Source organism: Bradyrhizobium sp. RDI18 (genome assembly GCF_043203335.1).
Taxonomy (GTDB): Bacteria; Pseudomonadota; Alphaproteobacteria; order Rhizobiales; family Xanthobacteraceae; genus Bradyrhizobium; species Bradyrhizobium retamae.
On sequence record NZ_JBICRN010000008.1, the window covers coordinates 2,664,705 to 2,683,630 of the forward strand.

Below are 18,926 nucleotides of genomic sequence, written 5' to 3' on the forward strand. Positions count from 1 at the left end.
AGCGCTTTTTAAGGAAGATAATGAATCTCTCAGACGACCTAAGAAAGAGTGACGAACTTTTGGCTCACCTTACCGCGAAAGGTATGGAGCCCGTGACAACAGAGCATCCACCGGTTTTTACGGTCGAAGAAGCTCGCAAATTGCGGGGCCAGATAGATGGTGTTCACACCAAGAATCTATTTCTTCGAGATGCAAAAAGGAACTACTTTCTGTTGGTGACTGACGAAGATGCTATCGTAGACTTGAACGCGCTAGCACGGAAAATCGGTGCACGAGGGAGGCTGTCCTTTGGCTCTCTCGAAGCGCTGTTGGAGCTGTTGGAAGTTCAGCCAGGTTCAGTATCGTTGTTGGCAGCATGTAACGACACCGCGGTGCGGGTAACCGTAGTGCTGGATGAACGAATACTCAGCGGGCGGGTCATTAACTGTCATCCTCTTACCAACACGCGCACGACTTCTTTGTCGCAAGAGAACGCCATCGCGTTCCTTAGATCTTCTGGTCACGATCCAATCGTTGTTTCCTTGGGGGCCGACGGCGACATCTGAATCTTGCCTGAGCATCAACGCGGAATGGCTCCAACAGACGGAGTTCCTGTTCCCGGCGACACCAAATACTCGTTTAACGTGGCCTCCTCACTTCCGGTCGGAAAGAAACAATTCGAGCATCCCACGAATTGTGCGGTTTGACCAGTATGCACTCCGTTAGCCTCTACCCCTGCGTATCGCGGGGGATTCTTCGGCTCGAACTCGTCACTCTCGTCACAGAGGCGTCCTACCTACGCGTCAAGGCGGATTATTCGGCGGCGGGCGGAGCCAAAAACTTCACCCGTCACGATTTGCTGTCACGATTTGCGGAAGGATCCCATCCTTTGGGGACGGAGACGTCCGCGACATCATGCCGACGCCCGGACGAATAACCGAAGGATGCAAAGTGTTGGCAGCGCGCATGAGGTTGAGAACGCCGGCACGCGCGGTTGTGGTTGGTATTGGTCCGAAAGACCGGATGAAGTCGTTGATAAAAGGCTTGGCGAAGAAATACCTCGTCGAAGGAAATTGAATTGAAGCCAGGGAAGATCGCAGGCGACCACGACACGAGAACACGGCCGATTTCGCAGACCGCGCTGTAGTGGGTGCCGTGACACGTGCGTCGCCTCTTCACCGAATGCACTCAAGTGTTGTACACATGCGACCTCGATTGTCGTATCGCTAGATAAATCGGCGTGGGGCGCTAAAACGATTGTGCATTGGGCGACGAGTCTCGAAGTGGAGTCCTGCATGATAGTTTCGAGGGCGCGAATTGATGTCTAGCTACAGCGATCGGGGATGCCGGAAAGTAGGGGATCAAAGTCGACCCTCGTCCACCGCTTCACCCGGCTCGCTTGGGCAACAGGCCGATACGATTTTTGTGCATGGCCTCAGAGTGCGCGTCGTTGTCGAGAATGGTAATATAGGAACAAAAACGAGGCAGCATGATCAAGATATCCTTCTGAACCTGGACATATCAACGGATCTCAGTCGACCTGCTGTCACTGACAGCCTGGCAGACACAATCAACTACGCCGATATCGTTGCCAAGATTGCTGAGATCGCTGGCAAGGAAGCATATTGCTCGATAATGAGTGCATGCGCAGCATTCAGAGCTGGTCCCGGTCGTCTGAACAGAGTTTCCGCGTCGATAGGTGGAGCCTCTGCCGGGGTTAGGCTGCCATGCGGAGTGGCAGCGGGGTGAAGTAGGCGTGATCCGGCGTGCTGCCGTCAAGACTCGAATGGGGACGCCTGCTGTTATAGAAGTCGAGATATCGGCCGATCGAGCTGCGCGCCTCGCTGACGCTGTCATAGGCCCGCAGGTACACCTCCTCGTATTTGATGCTGCGCCAGAGCCGTTCGACAAACACGTTGTCCCGCCATGCGCCCTTGCCGTCCATGCTGATCGCGATGCCGTTGTCGGCGAGCACGCCGGTAAAAGCCTGTCCGGTGAACTGCGAGCCCTGATCGGTGTTGAAGATGTCCGGCTTGCCGTGACGAGCCAAGGCATCCTCCAGCGTCTCGACGCAGAAGGTCGCTTCCATGGTGATCGACAGCCGCCACGACAGAACACGACGTGTTGCCCAGTCCAGCACCACGGCGAGATAGACGAAGCCACTCGCCATCGGGATGTAGGTGATGTCCATCGCCCAGACCTGGTTCGGTCGCGTGATCTCCATGCCGCGCAGCAGGTATGGATGGATCTTGTGGCCGGGCTCGGGTCTGGTGGTGCGCGGACGGCGATAGAGCGCCTCTATCCCCATCCGCCGCATCAGCGTCTTGACATGCCGGCGGCCGATCTTGCACCCCTCGGCAGCCAGCAGGCCTCTCAGCATTCGCGAACCGGCGAAGGGAAACTCCAGATGCAGCCGGTCGAGACGCCGCATGATCGCGAGATCGGCGTCCGGCACCGGCCGCGGCAGGTAATAAACGCTGCCGCGGCTGATCTGCAAAACTTCCGCCTGCCTGGTGATCGACAGATCATGCTCGCGGTCGATCATCGCTTTGCGCTCAGCAATCCCGCCTTGGTGAGCGCTCCTTCTAAAAATCGTTCTCCAGCGTCAACTCCCCGATCTTGGCATGCAGCGACTTCACATCGATCGCAGGCGTGGCCGGCGCAGCGCTGCCAGATCCAAAAACTCCGGAAGCGCCGCCCTCCAGCTGCGCCTTCCACGCCGTAATCTGATTGGGGTGGACGTCGAACTGCTCGGCAAGCTGAGCTATCGTCCGGTCGCCCTTGACGGCGGCAAGCGCCACCTTCGCCTTGAAGGCCGGTGTGTGGTTCCGGCGTGCTCGTCTGCTCATCGTCACTCCTGATTCGCAGGCACCAGCGTGCCCGCTGTCAGGCAGAAACTCCACTTATCGACCTGTTCAAATTTGCGGAGCCGGCTCTTTCGCTGATGCCATACTCAGGTGTGACGCCCGAATATTCTCAGTCAGAGCGACCGTCAGCACCTCCTGTGCCTCAGGTGATCTGTTTCTTTCCGCGGCAGGGGCTACGGTCGAGCGCAAGCGTGCCCAGCCATTCCAAAGTGTGAAGCGGTAAACCTGACCTCTAAGCCAGGCACTCTCAAAGCATGGCTTATTTTTATTGCAGATAGGGACGGCGTTCCTTTTGAAGAAAACCAGTCCAGTCCGGAAAGCACCGATCGAGCGCTTCCGTCCCTGAGGCAGGTCCGTCCGCAGATAGTGCGGCTGCAGCATCTTGTCTATTCTGAATGATCGCCCGGATGGTATCGGCCCCTCCGCTCCTCATGGCTGAAGGCGAACATCCAAACGAAGCGCGGAAGAGTCGGTTGAAGTGGGACGGGTCAGAGAAACCCGCCTCGGACGCAATTTCCGTGACGCTTTTGGTCGAGTTGGCGAGCAGCCAAAGACCGTAATAAGTGCGGAGGTCTCGCGAAAATTCTTGAATGCTCTTGCCAGCAATCTTCCGAAAAAGCCTCTCAAGCTGACGCTTCGATAGTCCGATCTTTGCCGCGATTTCTTCAACTTTTGGCGGGTTGCTTAGGTTCTGCTCGATCAGCAACATGGCGCGCTTAACTCTCTCATCAGCCACTGGACCAACTCCCGGAGGCTGAGGCTGAGCATCAAATGCAGAGCGCGCCTTGTCCGTGAGCATGATGTGCAGGCCCTTCTGCACCAAACCCGGCCCTAGATGACGCTCGATCATCCATGCGCCGAGATCGAGAGCAGCCAAACCGCCCGAGCATGTTATGAAATGTCCGTCCACGACAAACAGTTGATCCGCGACCGGAACGACACCTATGTACCTCTCAAGAAAGTCGAAGAAGTGAAACCAACTGACGCAACATTTGCGTCCCTTTAGAGGCCGGCCTCGGCAAGGGCGAAGCTGCCGGTACATACGCCGACGAGCGAGATACTTGCCGCTGCGGCTTTCTGCAGAAACCTCAACACCGAGGGATCGTAATGTATTTCTCTGCCGAGTAGGCCCCCGATCACGACAACATAGTCAAATCTCTCGGGCTGACTGAATGTTTCCCACGGAACAACCTGGAGGCCGCAGCTCGATGTAATCGGATTAAGGTCAGCCCCGAGCACGGTCCAAGAGCATCGCTGGGGCCGACTCCGATCTCCTTCGTCGGCCGAAAGTCTTAAAAGGTCTACCATGCAAGAGAACGCTGTCAGCGTAAAATTTGGCAACAGAACAAAACCAACCGACAACGAGTTTCGTGGTGCCTTCTGCTTGTGCCTGTTCGGCTGGTTCATCTCACCCTCGCAAATCGGCTGAGCGCCCCATGATGCGTGTCATCACGCGGCTTTTGCGTCATCGTTCGCACCCGTGAGCATCGCTAAGATAGCTACTGTACCCGGGACTGCTGATTGCTCGCAGGCGAAGAAAGGTCGGGCCTAAATGGCAATCCAGCACGGCAGCTCCGAAACAATGATTTAGGGCATTCCGGTATCGGCCGTCGGGATTGCCCCGCGCCGAATTCTCTAGGTGGGCATCAAGGGTGAGCATGTCGAACGACCGCCTTAGCCGCAAAGACGTCGAATTGTCTCTTGACAAACTGGCAGAGTTTGACAAAATGTCAAGAGACTGTGTTAGTTGATGAGTTTACCGGAAACCGAGCAGATGGAGCGATAGCCGACCATCGCATTTGGTTCATGGCTGCCGGTTGCCGACCCGATACTCGTACTTTGGGTATCGCGTCGGAGGATCCACCTAATTCGGCGGGCCGCGATAGATTCGTTGTGCAAAGACCACCCTCGTCCCGAAGCCCATGCTTGTCGAGAGCGCTCTTTAGCAGCGCGCGGTCGACCCGCAACGCCGCGCCCGAGCAGCAGCCATTCCTGACCGAATGCATTGGTCGCGGTATCTCGATGAACTTAGCGGTTCCGTTCACGTCCCAAGCGAGGTCGCTCACCGCCCATTTGCGCCGGCTTGCCAGACGGCAGCAAGCTCAATGCGTGTCGCGACTGTGATATCGGATCGACGCATCCATCCTGTCCACATCCGAAATCATCGAGGATAAGAATTCGCCCAAGAGCACCGCTCTGCTTTCACATCATCTTGGGCTTTGACAACGGCCGAAGCTGGCGCAGGTGAAGGTATTCGCGGGTTCGGAAATGCAAATGACTCAACTTAAGTCGGCTTCCAGCAGTGGCGCCGAGCAACTGCTACTCACGCTTTCGTGCCCTGATCGACCCGGCATAGTTGCGTCGATTTCACGCCATCTGCATGGGTGCGGTGGAAACATACAAGAGGCGCATCAATATAGCGATCCGGAAACGGGGCAGTTTTTCATGCGGGTGGTCTTTGATATTCCCGAGCAGGCCGAGCTTGACTCAATCTGTAGTGGTTTCGAGGGCATCGCTGCTACTTTTGGGATGAAGATCAGTCTTCGCCGCCGCCGGGTTCGACAAAAGGTGCTGGTTCTCGCGTCGAAATCTGATCACTGCCTCGCCGACATTCTGTATCGTTGGCGGACAGGAGAACTGGATTTTGAACTTGCCGGGATCATATCGAACCATCCCCGCGAAACCTACGCTCATCTTGATTTCAACGGCATCCCGTTCGACTATTTTCCTGTCACCACAGAAACCAAGGAAGATCAAGAACGTCAAATTTGGGAGGCTGTACAAGTCCGGAAGGTCGACCTGGTAGTTTTGGCAAGATACATGCAAATTCTTTCTGATTCTCTCTCTGCGAGACTGGCAGGATGTTGCATAAACATACATCATTCGTTCCTGCCTGGGTTCAAGGGCGCGAAGCCTTATCATCAAGCTCATTCGAGAGGGGTGAAGCTGATAGGCGCTACCGCGCACTACGTTACTGGTGATCTCGACGAGGGCCCAATCATCGAGCAGGGCGTAGAGCGAATCTCTCATCATGATACTCCCGATGACCTTGTACGAAAGGGACGGGACATCGAGCGACAGGTGCTCTCGCGAGCCATTGCGTGGCATTTGGATGGGCGCGTTCTTCTAAATGGCCACAAGACTGTGGTCTTTCGAGATTGACCGGGTAATGGCAGCTCAGATCATAGACGGCAACGCCATCGCCGCCGTCCTTCGCCAGCAAGTAGCCTCGAAAGTCGACCGGTTTGTAGCCACCTACAATACCGTACCGGGCCTTGCCGTTGTCCTTGTGGGCGAGGATCCGGCAAGTAGCATCTACGTCAAAAGTAAGATTCGCTACGCCAATCGGGTCGGCATTTACTCATTTGAACACCGCTTGCCCGCGTGCGCGACTGAGCAAGAGTTGATCGAGCTGATCCTTGCTCTTAATGAGGATCCGGCTGTCGATGGCATACTTGTTCAGTTGCCGTTGCCTCCGCACATAGATCGTTGGCGCGTGTTGGAATCTATCGATGTGGGCAAAGACGTTGACGGCTTTCATCCGTATAATGCAGGGCGAGTCTCCGTCGGTCGTCCCATGCTGGCGCCGTGTACGCCGCTGGGCGTAATTCACCTGATCCGTACAGTGCTCGACGACCTCGATGGCCTCGACGTCGCGGTAGTCGGACGGTCAAACTTGGTAGGAAAGCCCGTTGGTGTGCTGCTTGGCGATGCTGGCTGCACCGTCACAGCTGCGCAACTTCAAACGAGGGACCTACCCGGCATATGCAACCGGGCCGATGTGATCGTGGTTGCAGCTGGATCACCGGGGCTTATTCGCGGTCATTGGGTCAAGCCGGGCGCGACAATAATCGATGTGGGGATCAATAGAGTTTTCCCACCCGGCGTCCCAAGTCGAATTGTCGGCGACGTTGATTTCGAACAAGCACGAGAAAGGGCAGCCTACATTACTCCCGTCCCTGGAGGTGTAGGACCAATGACAGTCGCTTACCTTCTCAGGAACACGATGACCGCCGCAGAGTCTAGACGAACCGCTCGTAATTCGCGAGTCTCTGCGGGTTAACGAGAACTAATCCCGTACCACACGTACGCCCAAGTCCCCTTTTCTGAAAAGCCGATCGCGCCTGCCGCAGAACATAAGCTCACGGTCGGCCGATGAGCGTTTTAGTCGAGACATGCCCGACGAGGTCCGGTTCGTCAGTGCGACACGCACTCTAGCTCGGCTTTGATGCCGGTGACTGATTTACATCAGAGTTCCCACCGATTTGCCTCGCAGAGCTATCGGTTTCGAACAATTAGTTTTGTCAGCGTTCGGATCGCAGTTCTAAGATCCTCATCCGGAATACCCTCAATCTGCTTCTCCTGAAACAGGTGCCAACGGCGTCTGATCGCTTCTCGCAGCTGCTTTCCCCCAAGGCTCAGCCTTACGCGTCCATCAGGCTCCAAGATCAGAAGTGACCGCGTCTTAAGTTCGTTAAGCGCGTCTTCCGCTTCACGTTGGCCGAGGTAGGTAGCGGTCGCTAGCGTGTCAAGTTTGGTATCCGGCGCCAAATAGACTTGAGCTAAAATCCGGGCCTCGGCAGTCGTAACACCTTCCGCAAACCGATGTTCGTCGAAGCGCGCAGACATCACATTGTGCGCCTCAAATATCAAGGGAACGATCTGATTGTCAAAGCTGTCGAGCGCCGGAGTTTCTTCTGACCCTGGGGTCGGCGAGATTGACGGATGGCTGGAGGCGATACCATACCCGCCGTGCACAAAGAGCAGTGGCTCGCATTGATACCGCCTGACATGTTCTGCCCGTCCAATCAGAATCACGTGGTCACCTCCGTCGTAACGGGCAACGCATTCGCACTCAAGATTGACAACGCACCCCTCAATCAGTGGTACGTTGGATAGTCCTTCATGCCATCGGATCTCAGCGAACTTGTCATCGGACTTGCTAGCAAAGTGGCTGGCGATGCGTGTCTGATCCACCCCCAGCAGGTTGACAGCAAACCGGCCACACTTCTCGAACAATCTGAAACTACGCGAAGCCCGGCTGATCGACCAAAGAACAAGGGGGGGGTCGAGCGAAACCGAAGTGAACGAATTAACCGTTACGCCGGCGCGTTCTCCATCGACCGCAGTGGTTATGATTGCAATTCCGGTGGCATACTGACCTAAACAGCGCCTGAACAGACGCGGGTCTTCCGCCGGATTGCCTTCCTCTATTAGTGCCCCGGGGCTGGGTATACCCGCCGTTGCAGCGCTTTTAACCGTTATGGACATTGGTGCACCGATTCGACAATTGATTGGCGATGGCATCAAGCCGACTGGCTCTCACGAGCCGCCTGATTCTGATAGCGGCTCGCCGGGGTATGGAGCCCTAGATTCTCGCGAAGAGTCTTGCCTTCGTACTCATCTCGGAACAGACCTCTCCGTCGAGATCTCGGGCAGCACCAATTCTACGAAATCGTTCAGGCCATGCGGCAAGTGCGTGGGTGTGATATTGAAGCCATCGGCCGCACCGCCGTCCATCCAAGCTTCCATTTCGTCGACGATGTCAGCCGGCGTACCGACTACCGTGTTGTGCTCCTGGGCCATGCCGAGCTTCTTGTACAGCTGGCGTATCGTCAGCCCCTCGCGTTGAGAAAGCTCCCAGTACATTTGCGCACTGCTCCGCAGTCCCACACTTTCGAGATCTGGCTTCGGCACCGGCCCATCGAGCGGCAGGTGCGAGAGATCGCCAAAAGAGCGGTAGAGCATTGCCAGTCCTACCAGCGGATCGACGAGCCCTTCGAGCCGCTCAAACTTTGCTCTAGCCTCGGCACGCGTGGGCGCGACTATCGGCGTCAGGCCGGCCAGCATCAATAGGTCGTCGCGATTACGACCATAAAGAGGTAGCCGCGCCTTCACTGAGTTATAGTAACTCTTTGCCGACTCGATTTCCTTTTTGGCGGCGAACACGATGTCACAGTATCGGGCAGCAATTTGTTGTCCGACTTCCGAAGTGCCCGCTTGGACCAAGATCGGTCTTCCTTGGGGGGAACGACGCACACTGAGTGGGCCACGCACCGTAAAGTGCTTACCGCTGTGATTGAGGACATGAAGCTTCCTTTCATCATAGAAGATACCAGCCTGCTTATCGCAAACGAAGGCATCGGCATCCCAGCTATCCCAGAGTCCTGTTACAACGTCGACGAACTCCTCGGCTCGTTCATATCGCGTGTCATAATCCAAGTGCTTGGCACGATTGAAATTCCAAGCTTCCTGGTCAGACCAAGAGGTGACCACATTCCAACCTGCCCTGCCCGCGCTGATCTGGTCCAGCGAGCCAAATTTTCGCGCGATGTGGTAGGGCTCGTTGTAGGTGGTGGAGGCCGTGGCAATAAGGCCGATATGCTTCGTGAGAGGCGCTAGCGCTGACAAAAGGGTTAGCGGCTCAAGCTCGACGTTCTGACGGCTTCTACAGAGACTACCGCGCGGATTGTCGTCAGAACGGATACCGATGCCGTCGGCCAAAAAGACCAAGTCGAGCTTGTTGCGTTCGGCGGTTTCGACAATGTCGAGAAAACAACGGAAATCCGAACTACCGTCTGGCTGTACCTCTGGAAGTCGCCAAGAGCCGCCATGGTAACCCATGTAGCGCATCGAGATCCCAAGCCTCATCTTACGTTTGGTCATGATCGTCGACCCCTCCATGTTGCGATGGTTAGCGCTGGCTTACGGATGTTTGCCAAGCTGCAAAGTCCACCATCGACCACTTGCCGCAGCTCACAAGTCATTTCTCTAATGACCTAAGCCCCACCATCGCGCCCTGTAAACGCCGAAAAAAAACTAACTTTGCTGTAAGCCCTGCTTACTCCAGACGGGTTACTGCGGACGAGCTAGCGCTGGCTTTCCTGTTATTCAGCACTTCACTGCGTTTGAGTTCTTCGACACGAGTTCGCTCCAAGCATTCCGAGCTCGGCCGTGTATGCAAGCAATGCAGGAATCATGCTTTTACGGGCCACACACGTCGATCGGCGCGTTACGAACGCCCGACGACGAGTGAAGCTGGCTTCCCGCTCAGTCCAAAGGCTGATCACTTTCGCGATCATGCATGCAGCGGTCCAAACGGCTAGGACCGCTCGTGTTGCCTGCTTCAGTCCTGGTCCATCTTACCAGCCGCAACACTATTCCCGTCCCATACAGCTAAAGCGTCCCTCGATTGCGCGCTACGGGCAGTACTAGCTCGCGAGGGATAAGACCAAAGTTCAGGGCAAAGCTGAGGCTGCGTTCGAGCGGAGCGTAACGACCGCTGCCAGGAGAAACGCCAGCGCGGCTATCGTCCTGACAAGACCGCAAACCGACTACGTTTTCATCTCCGGTCCCGGCCTCCTCAGCTTGATCAAGCGACCTAGTCGCCTAGCCAAAAGGTTCTGTTCTCAACCTCGAATGGCTCAGTCGGCGCTGCTCGATGTGCGAGCCGCAAGTCGAATGATCTGCTTACGGACCAGCCAATCATTTACAGATCAACTCGATCACTGACCTTGAAGCAGCGCGTAATCCAGTCAATGAAAGCACCTGCAGCAGGAGAGCGTATGCCGTGGCGCGGAGTTACTAGATGGAAGGCATGTCGCACAACCTTAGGTGAGAGCACAGGCTGAACCAACGTCCCGTTCGCCAAGAAACGATCGATCAGCGGTGGGCCGAGCAACGCAAAACCTTGGCCATCCAGAGTTGCCTGTACGAGGTTCGTGTAGGTGTTGACAGTGATACCACCAGGTAGCTTGCCAACGTGAATGCCTTGGGTGCGGAACCAAGATGACCAACGCGTCTGCTCTTCGTAAGGACCGTCTAGTTCGATGAGAGGGTGCCTTACAAGGTCTGCAGCCTCGATTTCACGTAGACCACAGGCGTTCAAATAACTAGCCGTGCAGGTCGGGCTGATCTCCTCTCGCACAAGCAGCGTCGAATCTAAATCTAAGAATGGCGGCTCTCCATAACGAATGCCGAGATCGATGTTCTCTTGAGCCAGGTTAAGAGCGGTATCAGAAACGATAAAGCGCAATTCGATCTTTGGGTGGAGAGTCTGAAATGTAGTGATATTTGGCAGAAGCCAATACGTGGTGAAGCCCGGGGTTGCGCTGATGCTGACTACGTTGGATTCGGCCTTTTTGCTGATGTCTATCGTCGCATCTAATACCTGCGCGAGTGCCGCCGACACCGCCTTGTGATAACGAGAACCGACGTGGGTTAACGCTACCGATCGTTGTTTACGATAAAAAAGAGGGGCTCCGATGAAGCTCTCCAACGCTTTGATTTGCTGACTCACTGCCACCCGCGACACGCTTAGTTCGTCAGCCGCCTGGGTAAAGCTGAGGCACCGTCCAGCTGCTTCAAATGTGATGAGAAGAGAGGGCGGCGGAAGCACGAAGCGTAGCCGTTGCATAAAGCCGTACTTACCAGTTGCTCGCCAGTTTTGCAACTTCACAGACGCTCAACCACCTGTGAATCCCTCTATCTAGCAGGCTGCGGTTCGCAGAACCAAAGGGCGCGTCCAAAAGAGATAGTAAAGTAGAGCTGACGTGCCAGCAAATTTCCTTTTCTTCGCGACGATTCTGACCGGATGGCTGCTTGGAGGTAGAGCGCTCTGATATGAGGGCCTGCCCCGCCCCCTTTCGTAATCGCGGGCTCCGGATTTCCGTTCGCTTGATGTCCCCGGATGCAAAACGTGGGCTCTGTCTCAGCGCAGGCAACGAGGACGACCGCTCGACTTGTCCCACAGCCTCCGTCTGGAATTAAGCACACTTATGCGCATACATAGCGTTCCTAAGCACCTGCTGCTAAGGCGTGAGTGCGTCCGCCGAACTACTTGGTGGTTTTTGCGATATGAGACGTCGGCTTGTTCTTCGGGCCCTCTTCCTTCGCTGAGAGGAGGCCCTCCGGACGTCCGTGTCGTTGCGTGATGAGCTGAGGTCTATCATCGGCGGGGCGGCTATCACGGGCAACAGACGATCACAATCCGATCCGCGGTACAACGAGCGCGTCGAGGGCAAGCACTCCCTCCGACGTCGCAACGAGCGGATTAACATCAATTTCAGCGATTACGTCGGCAAGATCCTTCGCAAGCACAGAGAAGCGCGCGATCGCGTCCGCGAGCCGGTTAAGATCGACCGGGGCCTTGCCACGCGCCCCGTCGAGAAGCGGGCGCACGCGCAGCCGACTGAGAAGTTGACGGGCCGTTGTCGGACCGAATGGGGCCAGCGCATGCTGAGCATCGCGCAATACCTCAATCCATATCCCGCCTGCAGCGACCACCACGAGAGGCCCAAATTGCGGATCGATTGTCAGGCCGAGTGCCAATTCGACGCCTTTAGGTGCCATCCGGGTGACGAGAACGCGCGGACCGATGCGGGATGCAAGATCTTCCCAGGCAGCCTTCACTGCGGATTCGTCTGTGAGGCCCAATTTAACGCCATCGCGTTCCGTCTTATGAAGGATTCCGGGCTCCGCCGTCTTGAGTACAGCTGGAAAGCCGACCTCACGGGCGGCCGCGACAGCCGCGTTGGCTGACTCCACAATCCTAGACGGCAGATTCGCGATACCATAGTCGGCGAGCAGCTCTAGTGCCTCGGCTTCGCCCAGAGGCGTCCTGCCACGCAGTGAGGAGGACCAATCTTTACCCGGAGCCGGACACGGCGCAGGATCGGCAATACGCGCCAAGAAATCACGATGAGCCAACATGTTGCGCACCGCCTTGAGCGCCGGCAAGGTGCCGTCCAGGACCGGTATTCCCTCCTGCGTCAGGGCAAGGGAGGCGTGAGGGTTCCGTACGCGGCTGAAGTTGCTCGCATACGCGATGGGTTTGTCGGTTCGAGCAAAGGTGCGGCGCGCCGCCTCGACAAAGCCGTTGTGCACTTGATTTCCATCGCGGAGGTCATTGAAGAAGACACCGACAGCAGCATCAGGATCATCTACCAAGCTTGTGAAACAATCAGCGAATCGTTCGACAAACTCGTCGCCCGTGCCCCATGCATCAAGCGGGTTAATGGGCTCAAGCCCGTGCTCCAACCGCGCGGCAAGACGCGACACAGTGGTCTGACCAATCTTGGCGAAGGGAACCCCGACATTGTCGGCGAGATCTACGATCATCTCCCGCTCGCCGCCGGAGTCCCCCGATCGCCACAAGGCCGCCCTTTGCGGCCCGCCGCGGCTGCGCGAATAGCAGCAACGACGTGGCTAGTTCATCGAGCGTGTCGACCTGCAAGACGCCGTAGCGATCGAACAGCGCCCGATAAGCAGCGTCGTTCCCTGCAATGGCTCCCGAGTGGCTGACCGCGAGGGCAGCACTGGCCTCGGTCCGACCAACCTTCAGGACCACCACAGGAACAGCCTTCATCGCTGCTTTCTCGAGCGCTGCCACGAAACCGCGCGGATCTCGCACTTCCTCAAGGAAGAGGCCAATGACGCGTGTTTCCGGCTGGTCAAGTGCATAGTCCATGTAATCCGCGGCTGTCGTCGTCAGCTCCTGCCCCGCAGAGATCGCCAGATTGAAACGAAAGCGTGGGTCATTATGCGCCAGGGCGCCAAACGCAGAACCGGCGTGGCTGATAAACGTGATCCCACCGGCTAACGGCTCGCGCTCCGTAGCGAACGCCGAAGCCCAGACCCGCGCGGCATCGTTATAGAAGCCCATGCAGTTGCCCCCGCAGATCTGCAGTCCGGCCTCGCGGGCCAAGCGCGCGATCCTTTTAGTAAGCGGTGGGTGGGTGTCGTTTTCAAGATAACCGCTGGCGAAGATCACGGCCGCACGCGCTTTCGCAGCTATGGCCTCCTTTACAGCCTCTTCAAGTCGCACATTAGCGACGGACAGAATCGCCAGATCGACTGACTTTGGCAGTGCCGCCATTGAGGACCAGCACTGATGCTCTTGAATCCGTTCGTACTTCGGATTCACCGGATAGATTTCGCCCGTGAATCCCGCTTTTGCGATCATGCGCAGCATGTCATTCCCAGGTGTATCCGGGCGGGGACCGGCACCAATGAAGGCAATAGAGCGGGGCGCCAAGAGCGGGGCGAGCCTGTGAGACATTTAGAGAGTACCTTGATTTTCGCGCTTCAGTTGCGCGACGAGGTGCGGGTCGACTTACGATGCTTTGCTTCCCCAGTCGCGAGCTTAAGATAGTGGTAGACAGCAGCGCGGCTGATCCCAAGCCGTTCGGCAATTTCGCGCACCGTGCCTCGCATTTGAAACACACCCTGTTCGTGCAAACGTCGCATTAGGTCGATGCGATCTTCACGGTCGAGGAGGTGAGGCGGACGATTGCACTCCTCAAGGCTGCTATCGATTACTTGCCGAAGTGGGAGCGAACTCGGCAAGAAGGTCTCGTGAATCTCTTTCGGATGCGGCTCTGTTCGAGTGAGCTGGGTAATTGCTCTTTGAGCCATAAGCAGGTCGCTGGTACAAAAATTGATTGCAAGGTAAGCGACTGTTTTCCCATTAACCACGACGGGCAGCACGCTAACCCTCAGCTGCCTGCCATCTGGAGCAACCGACCCGTAGTTGAACAACGGCTCTCGGAGATCCTGCAACTCGGCATTGCCTACGGCGATGCGTGTCATAAGGTCGCCCACGCCCCGGCGGGTAACGTGCCCGTTGCCTATAGCAAGAATACGAGGCGGCGAGGCGCGATTGTCGTGCAGCACGACCTCGCAATCTTTTGTTAAGCTGCGCGCGATCTGAGGCACGAGCTGAGCCAGGGCCTCCAGGATATCTTGCGCCCGCTGTTCGTCCTGCCCCCTTGGCCGGTCCGTGCCGTTTCCCGCCTTGCGCTTCATCGCTCAGCCCTCCCTGCGCACTGCCGGCACTTCAAGTGCTTGCCGGCTACGGACCGCCCAAGAATTTGGCCCACGCGATCGACAATCCATCACTACTTTTCTGAAACAAAGATCTCCGCCATTCGAGCGTCGGTCCTTGTTATCGTGTCGTACCAAAGTTGCGATCTGGGCATCAAGCGTCAGCATGTCGAACGAACCGCATTGCTCGCCCACTCGGCGAACGTATTGACAAAATGACATAGTTTGACAAAATGTCAAGAAGGAACGTCGCTCCGAGACACATTGAAGACGAACAGTATCGATCGTGATGGATGCGAGCAAGATGACCAAGAAAATGCTGAACCGTCGCGATTTCAACAGATCGCTTCTCGGTACCGGCGCGGCACTCGCGGTCGACGGGGTGCCAGTAGGCATCGCATCCGCGCAACCAAGGCGCGGTGGACGGCTACGCGTCGCGGCTCACGTCCAAGGCGCTCAGGACGCGCTCGATCCTGCGAAATTCACTCAAAGCACAGATTATGCGCGCGGCTTCATGCTCTACAACGGGCTCACCCGCATCGATGAGGCTGGGGAAGCTGTGCCCGAACTCGCGGAGTCGTTCGAGGCAAGTGGTGACGTAACCGAGTGGTATTTCAAGCTTCGGAAAGGCGTGACATTCCAAGACGGGAAGACGTTCGACGCCGATGATGCCGTGTACTCGATCATGCGTCATAAGGACCCGAAGGTTGCCTCTGCTTCCAAGGGCCTGGTCGAAGACATTGTGGACGTGACGGCAGACGGAAAGGACGGTGTCCGGATCAAGCTCAGTGCGCCGAATGCCGACATCCCTGTCCTGCTCGGTACGTTCGGCTTTCTGATCGTAAAGAATGGGGCGACCGACTTCTCGACGGCCGTCGGGACTGGTCCTTTCCGGCTCAAAGAGTTCAAGCCAGGCGTCCGCACGGTGGTCACTCGGAATGAGAACTACTTCAAGTCGGGCCGGCCCTATCTCGATGAGATCGAGTATTTCGGCATCGCAGATCCAGTCGCGCGGCTGAATGCCCTGATCGCCGGCGATATTCACATGATGTCGGATCTCCGGCCGAATGCGATCGACGAAGCAAAAAAAGCGTCAGGAATTGAGGTGTTCTCCACCCGTTGCCCACGCTTCGTTCAGTTTGCGATGATGTGTGATCGGGCGCCAACGAACAATCTCGACTTCCGCCTCGCCGTCAAAAACCTGCTCGATCGCGAACGGATTGTGAATCAGATCTTGAAGGGCTACGGCGTCGTCGCGAATGATCACTTCGTGATGCCGCAGAGCCTGGTGTACAACAGCTCTCTGCCGCAGCGCGGGGTCGACATCGACAAAGCAAAGTTCCACTTGAAAAAAGCGGGCATGGAGAACGCCAGTGTTGAGCTCCACGTTTCGGAAGCCGTTCAGAATAGCATTGAGATGGGGCTTCTGTTGCAACGCGAGGCCGCTCGTGCCGGACTTACGATCAGCCTGAAGCGCGAACCATCCGACGGCTACTGGTCGAATATCTGGATGAAGCGCCCCTTCCATGCTGTTCAATGGAATCCGCGGCCGACGGAGAGTATCATGGCGACGCTGGTTTGGAAGTCGGACGCGAAATGGAACGACACCCAATTCAAGGATGTGCGCCTCGATCACCTCATCAATACTGCGCGCGGCACTGTCGACCTGGCCAAGCGCAAGGAACTGTTCTGGGAAATCGAGAAGATCATCTACGAGCAGGGCGGGAGTGCAATCCCCGCCTTTGTCAATTACCTTGATGCGATTTCGAGCAAGGTGAAGGGGCTGAGCCCCATCCCAACGGGCAATCTTGGCGGCTTCAACTTCGCCGACAGCGTTTGGCTCGAGAACTAACTGGTCACCTCCTTGCGGCGGTGAGGGACATCATCGCGCCATCGAAAGAGTAAGCCGATGATCCAGTTGATTGCTCACGGCGGAACACATCCACCCCCGACCATGCATCAAGATGCCGAAACCACGAGACTAAGCGTCACCGCGCTAGCCGCCATCTTTTCGTTTTCTGTAGCTGTGTGCAGTCGGGTCATCGCACCAAAGGATGGAAACATCTCTGCAAATTTCGCTAGACCGGCAGTGCCGCACTCATGTTCGGCACCTCGGCGGCACTTTCTCTCGCGCTTCGTCGATCGGGCCGGCATGGGCATGATCAACCCGGATACCCGCGCGTATCTTTCTCGGCTTGTTCGTTGGGATTGGTCGCGGCCTCCTCGTTTCCTTCAAACTAGGGACAGTCACCTCCTTTTGTGCGCGCCGATTCTCGGACTCAGGCGCACATGTTCTCGAGGTCGAGCGTCCTCATCGCCGCAATTCCGCCGGTACCTACGACTCGTGTGTGAGGGGCCAATCCACGCTTTGGAGTACGGGAACGGTGGCTAATCGAGGTACGTGCATGCGAATGGGAGTGGACCAAATGAATGGTGCGGAAAGTCTGGTTAGAACCTTGGTGCAGGGTGGCGTTGAGGTTTGCTTCACCAACCCAGGAACCTCCGAGATGCACTTCGTCGCTGCACTCGATCGAGTGGAGGGCATGCGTTGTGTGCTCGGCTTGTTCGAGGGCGTCGTAACTGGGGCGGCCGACGGCTATTTCCGCATGAAGGGTAAGCCGGCGTCGACTCTTCTGCACCTCGGCCCCGGCCTCGCCAATGGCCTCGCCAACCTGCACAACGCCAAGAAGGCGCATTCTGGCATTGTCAACATCGTCGGTCAGCACGCGACCTATCACATTAGCTACAATGCACCCCTGACCTCAGACATCGAGGGCTTGGCACGGCCGATGTCCGGTTGGGTACGCACTTCGTCCAACGCCAAAGCGGTGGCATCCGATGGCGCTGCAGCAATCGCCGCTGCGAAGAGCTCACCGCCCCAGATCGCGACCTTGATTCTCCCCGCCGATACCGCCTGGAACAAGGCCGAGGGTATCGCCGAGGTACCCGAGGACATTCGGGGCGTTAGCTATTCGTCGGAGGCTGTGGATCAGGCCGCGCGCCTCCTCCACACCGATGGTGCTCATACCCTTCTGCTCGTCACCGGCAGCGCTTTGACCGAGCATGGCCTTGCGCTCGCGCAGCAGATTGCCGGGAAGACCGGGTGCACCGTGATAGGCCAGACCTCTCATCCGCGAATAGCGCGCGGACGCGGCCGCTTCTCCATCAACCGTCTCCCCTACGCCGTCGACCAGGCCCGGTCAGTCCTAAAGGATTTCAAGCACATCGTTCTGGTCGAGGCCAACGATCCAGTCGCCTTCTTCGCTTATCCAAACAAGCCGAGCATGCTCAAGCCAGAACGCTGCCAAGTACATCGGATGACTGCCTGGGGCGACAATTCGATAGCCGCGCTGGAAGCCTTGGCGCGCGCGCTACATGCGAGTGCTCAAGACGTTGAACCGCAAGAGCTCGCCGAACTCGTCAAGCCGACGGGGGCGTTGACCCTGTCTTCAATCGCGCATGCGATCGCCTGCGCCATCCCGGAAAACGCTATTGTAGTGGATGAGTCCATCACAACCGGACGTGGCTTCTTCCCTCCAACAGCCGCTGCCCCTCCGCATGACTGGCTGCAGGACATGGGCGGCGCGATCGGCTTTTCAACGCCGATTGCCACGGGCGCTGCGGTGGCCTGTCCGGACCGTAAGGTGCTGTGCATGGTCGGGGACGGCAGTGCCATGTACACAATCCAATCGCTGTGGACGCAGGCGCGCGAGGGGCTTGACGTAGTCACTATTGTATTCGCCAACAAGAGCTACCAAATTCTGCGCGGCGAGTTCGACGGTGTCGGCGCGGGCGAGCCCGGCAAGCGCGCGCAGGACATGCTCAACATCGACCGACCGACCTCGACTTTGTCGCGCTCGCCAGGGGCATGGGCGTCCCCGGCCGCGCGGTCCAAACGGCGGACGAATTGAATAAGGCGCTCGAGCAAGCGACCCGCGAGCCCGGACCGCGGCTGATCGAAGTCCAGATATAGCACCACAGGAGCGGGCTCTGAGCGGACTGACCACAACGACGCGCTTGCGAGTGCAAGCGTCGCGCATGGACGCTCATTGCTGAGCGCCGGCGTAGAGAAACCGCATGTGCGGCTTTTCCCGCCTAAGGCTTCCGCTCGGGTGAATGGACATTTCATTTAGCCTTCAGGGATGCGCTCTGACGCTTCTTCACTCTCGTCCGGCTCGGGTTGGGACCCCGTTTGCCGATTCGAGTGCCCTTGGCTATAGGCACGCTATCGAGCGCTCGGATGCGCAACGCCGCGAA

14 protein-coding genes and 1 pseudogene are annotated in these 18,926 nt (G+C 57.2%); 6 read left to right on the forward strand and 9 right to left on the reverse strand.

The window, feature by feature from the left end; all coding sequences use genetic code 11:
- Nucleotides 1-20 precede the first annotated feature (20 nt).
- Both ACFXS9_RS21990 and ACFXS9_RS21995 read left to right on the forward strand, forming a co-directional pair.
- A complete protein-coding gene (locus tag ACFXS9_RS21990; protein WP_392691986.1) occupies nucleotides 21-545 on the forward strand; it encodes a prolyl-tRNA synthetase associated domain-containing protein in 525 nt (174 codons plus the stop codon).
- Nucleotides 546-1,299: 754 nt separating this feature from the next.
- Nucleotides 1,300-1,728: a dihydroneopterin aldolase gene (locus ACFXS9_RS21995; RefSeq protein WP_392699940.1), complete on the forward strand. Its 429-nt coding sequence runs from the start codon at nucleotides 1,300-1,302 to the stop codon at nucleotides 1,726-1,728.
- Here ACFXS9_RS21995 and ACFXS9_RS22000 read toward each other — a convergent pair.
- The 3 genes from ACFXS9_RS22000 to ACFXS9_RS22010 all read right to left on the reverse strand — a co-directional run bounded on the left by ACFXS9_RS22000 (nucleotide 1,697) and on the right by ACFXS9_RS22010 (nucleotide 4,253).
- Nucleotides 1,697-2,828 (reverse strand): IS3 family transposase gene (locus ACFXS9_RS22000; protein ID WP_392691989.1). Its coding sequence is split into 2 segments (ribosomal slippage): nucleotides 1,697-2,570 and nucleotides 2,569-2,828, totalling 1,134 coding nucleotides; the frame shifts between segments, so codons are not numbered across the junction. The two genes, ACFXS9_RS21995 and ACFXS9_RS22000, sit on opposite strands and share 32 nt — an antisense overlap.
- Nucleotides 2,829-3,111: 283 nt before the next feature.
- Nucleotides 3,112-3,696: a helix-turn-helix domain-containing protein gene (locus ACFXS9_RS22005; RefSeq protein WP_392691992.1), complete on the reverse strand. Its 585-nt coding sequence runs from the start codon at nucleotides 3,694-3,696 to the stop codon at nucleotides 3,112-3,114.
- A gap of 152 nt (nucleotides 3,697-3,848) precedes the next feature.
- Nucleotides 3,849-4,253, reverse strand: a complete 405-nt coding sequence (locus ACFXS9_RS22010) for an AraC family transcriptional regulator (RefSeq protein WP_392691995.1) — start codon at nucleotides 4,251-4,253, stop codon at nucleotides 3,849-3,851.
- 867 nt (nucleotides 4,254-5,120) lie between these two features.
- Between ACFXS9_RS22010 and purU the strand changes: the two genes are divergently transcribed.
- Together purU and folD are read left to right on the forward strand one after the other, a co-directional pair.
- The gene (gene purU / locus ACFXS9_RS22015; RefSeq protein WP_392691997.1) at nucleotides 5,121-6,008 is read left to right on the forward strand and encodes a formyltetrahydrofolate deformylase; all 888 of its coding nucleotides are present in this window, start codon (nucleotides 5,121-5,123) and stop codon (nucleotides 6,006-6,008) included.
- A gap of 7 nt (nucleotides 6,009-6,015) precedes the next feature.
- Complete coding sequence (gene folD / locus ACFXS9_RS22020) at nucleotides 6,016-6,909, forward strand: bifunctional methylenetetrahydrofolate dehydrogenase/methenyltetrahydrofolate cyclohydrolase FolD (protein ID WP_392692000.1); 894 nt, start codon at nucleotides 6,016-6,018, stop codon at nucleotides 6,907-6,909.
- 215 nt (nucleotides 6,910-7,124) lie between these two features.
- Here folD and ACFXS9_RS22025 read toward each other — a convergent pair whose 3' ends face one another.
- The 6 genes from ACFXS9_RS22025 to ACFXS9_RS22050 all read right to left on the reverse strand — a co-directional run bounded on the left by ACFXS9_RS22025 (nucleotide 7,125) and on the right by ACFXS9_RS22050 (nucleotide 14,651).
- Nucleotides 7,125-8,117 carry a flavin reductase gene (locus tag ACFXS9_RS22025; protein ID WP_392692003.1) on the reverse strand — a complete coding sequence of 331 codons (993 nt, stop codon included), beginning with the start codon at nucleotides 8,115-8,117 and terminating at the stop codon, nucleotides 7,125-7,127.
- A 129-nt stretch (nucleotides 8,118-8,246) separates the two neighbouring features.
- On the reverse strand, nucleotides 8,247-9,512 hold the full coding sequence (locus tag ACFXS9_RS22030) for an LLM class flavin-dependent oxidoreductase (protein ID WP_392692005.1): 1,266 nt from the start codon (nucleotides 9,510-9,512) through the stop codon (nucleotides 8,247-8,249).
- A gap of 823 nt (nucleotides 9,513-10,335) precedes the next feature.
- Nucleotides 10,336-11,304 (reverse strand): LysR substrate-binding domain-containing protein, encoded by a 969-nt coding sequence (locus ACFXS9_RS22035; RefSeq protein WP_392692008.1) that lies wholly within the window; start codon nucleotides 11,302-11,304, stop codon nucleotides 10,336-10,338.
- A gap of 524 nt (nucleotides 11,305-11,828) precedes the next feature.
- Complete coding sequence (locus ACFXS9_RS22040; protein WP_392692011.1) at nucleotides 11,829-12,965, reverse strand: acetate--CoA ligase family protein; 1,137 nt, start codon at nucleotides 12,963-12,965, stop codon at nucleotides 11,829-11,831.
- A complete protein-coding gene (locus ACFXS9_RS22045) occupies nucleotides 12,868-13,905 on the reverse strand; it encodes a CoA-binding protein (protein ID WP_392692013.1) in 1,038 nt (345 codons plus the stop codon). Before ACFXS9_RS22045 ends, ACFXS9_RS22040 begins: the two co-directional genes overlap by 98 nt.
- Nucleotides 13,906-13,931: 26 nt before the next feature.
- On the reverse strand, nucleotides 13,932-14,651 hold the full coding sequence (locus tag ACFXS9_RS22050) for a transcriptional regulator (RefSeq protein WP_392692016.1): 720 nt from the start codon (nucleotides 14,649-14,651) through the stop codon (nucleotides 13,932-13,934).
- Nucleotides 14,652-14,958: 307 nt separating this feature from the next.
- Here ACFXS9_RS22050 and ACFXS9_RS22055 point away from each other — a divergent pair, with 307 nt between their 5' ends.
- Both ACFXS9_RS22055 and ACFXS9_RS22060 read left to right on the forward strand, forming a co-directional pair.
- Complete coding sequence (locus ACFXS9_RS22055; RefSeq protein ID WP_392692018.1) at nucleotides 14,959-16,521, forward strand: ABC transporter substrate-binding protein; 1,563 nt, start codon at nucleotides 14,959-14,961, stop codon at nucleotides 16,519-16,521.
- A 574-nt stretch (nucleotides 16,522-17,095) separates the two neighbouring features.
- A pseudogene (locus ACFXS9_RS22060) lies at nucleotides 17,096-18,642 on the forward strand (acetolactate synthase large subunit).
- Nucleotides 18,643-18,926 lie beyond the last annotated feature (284 nt).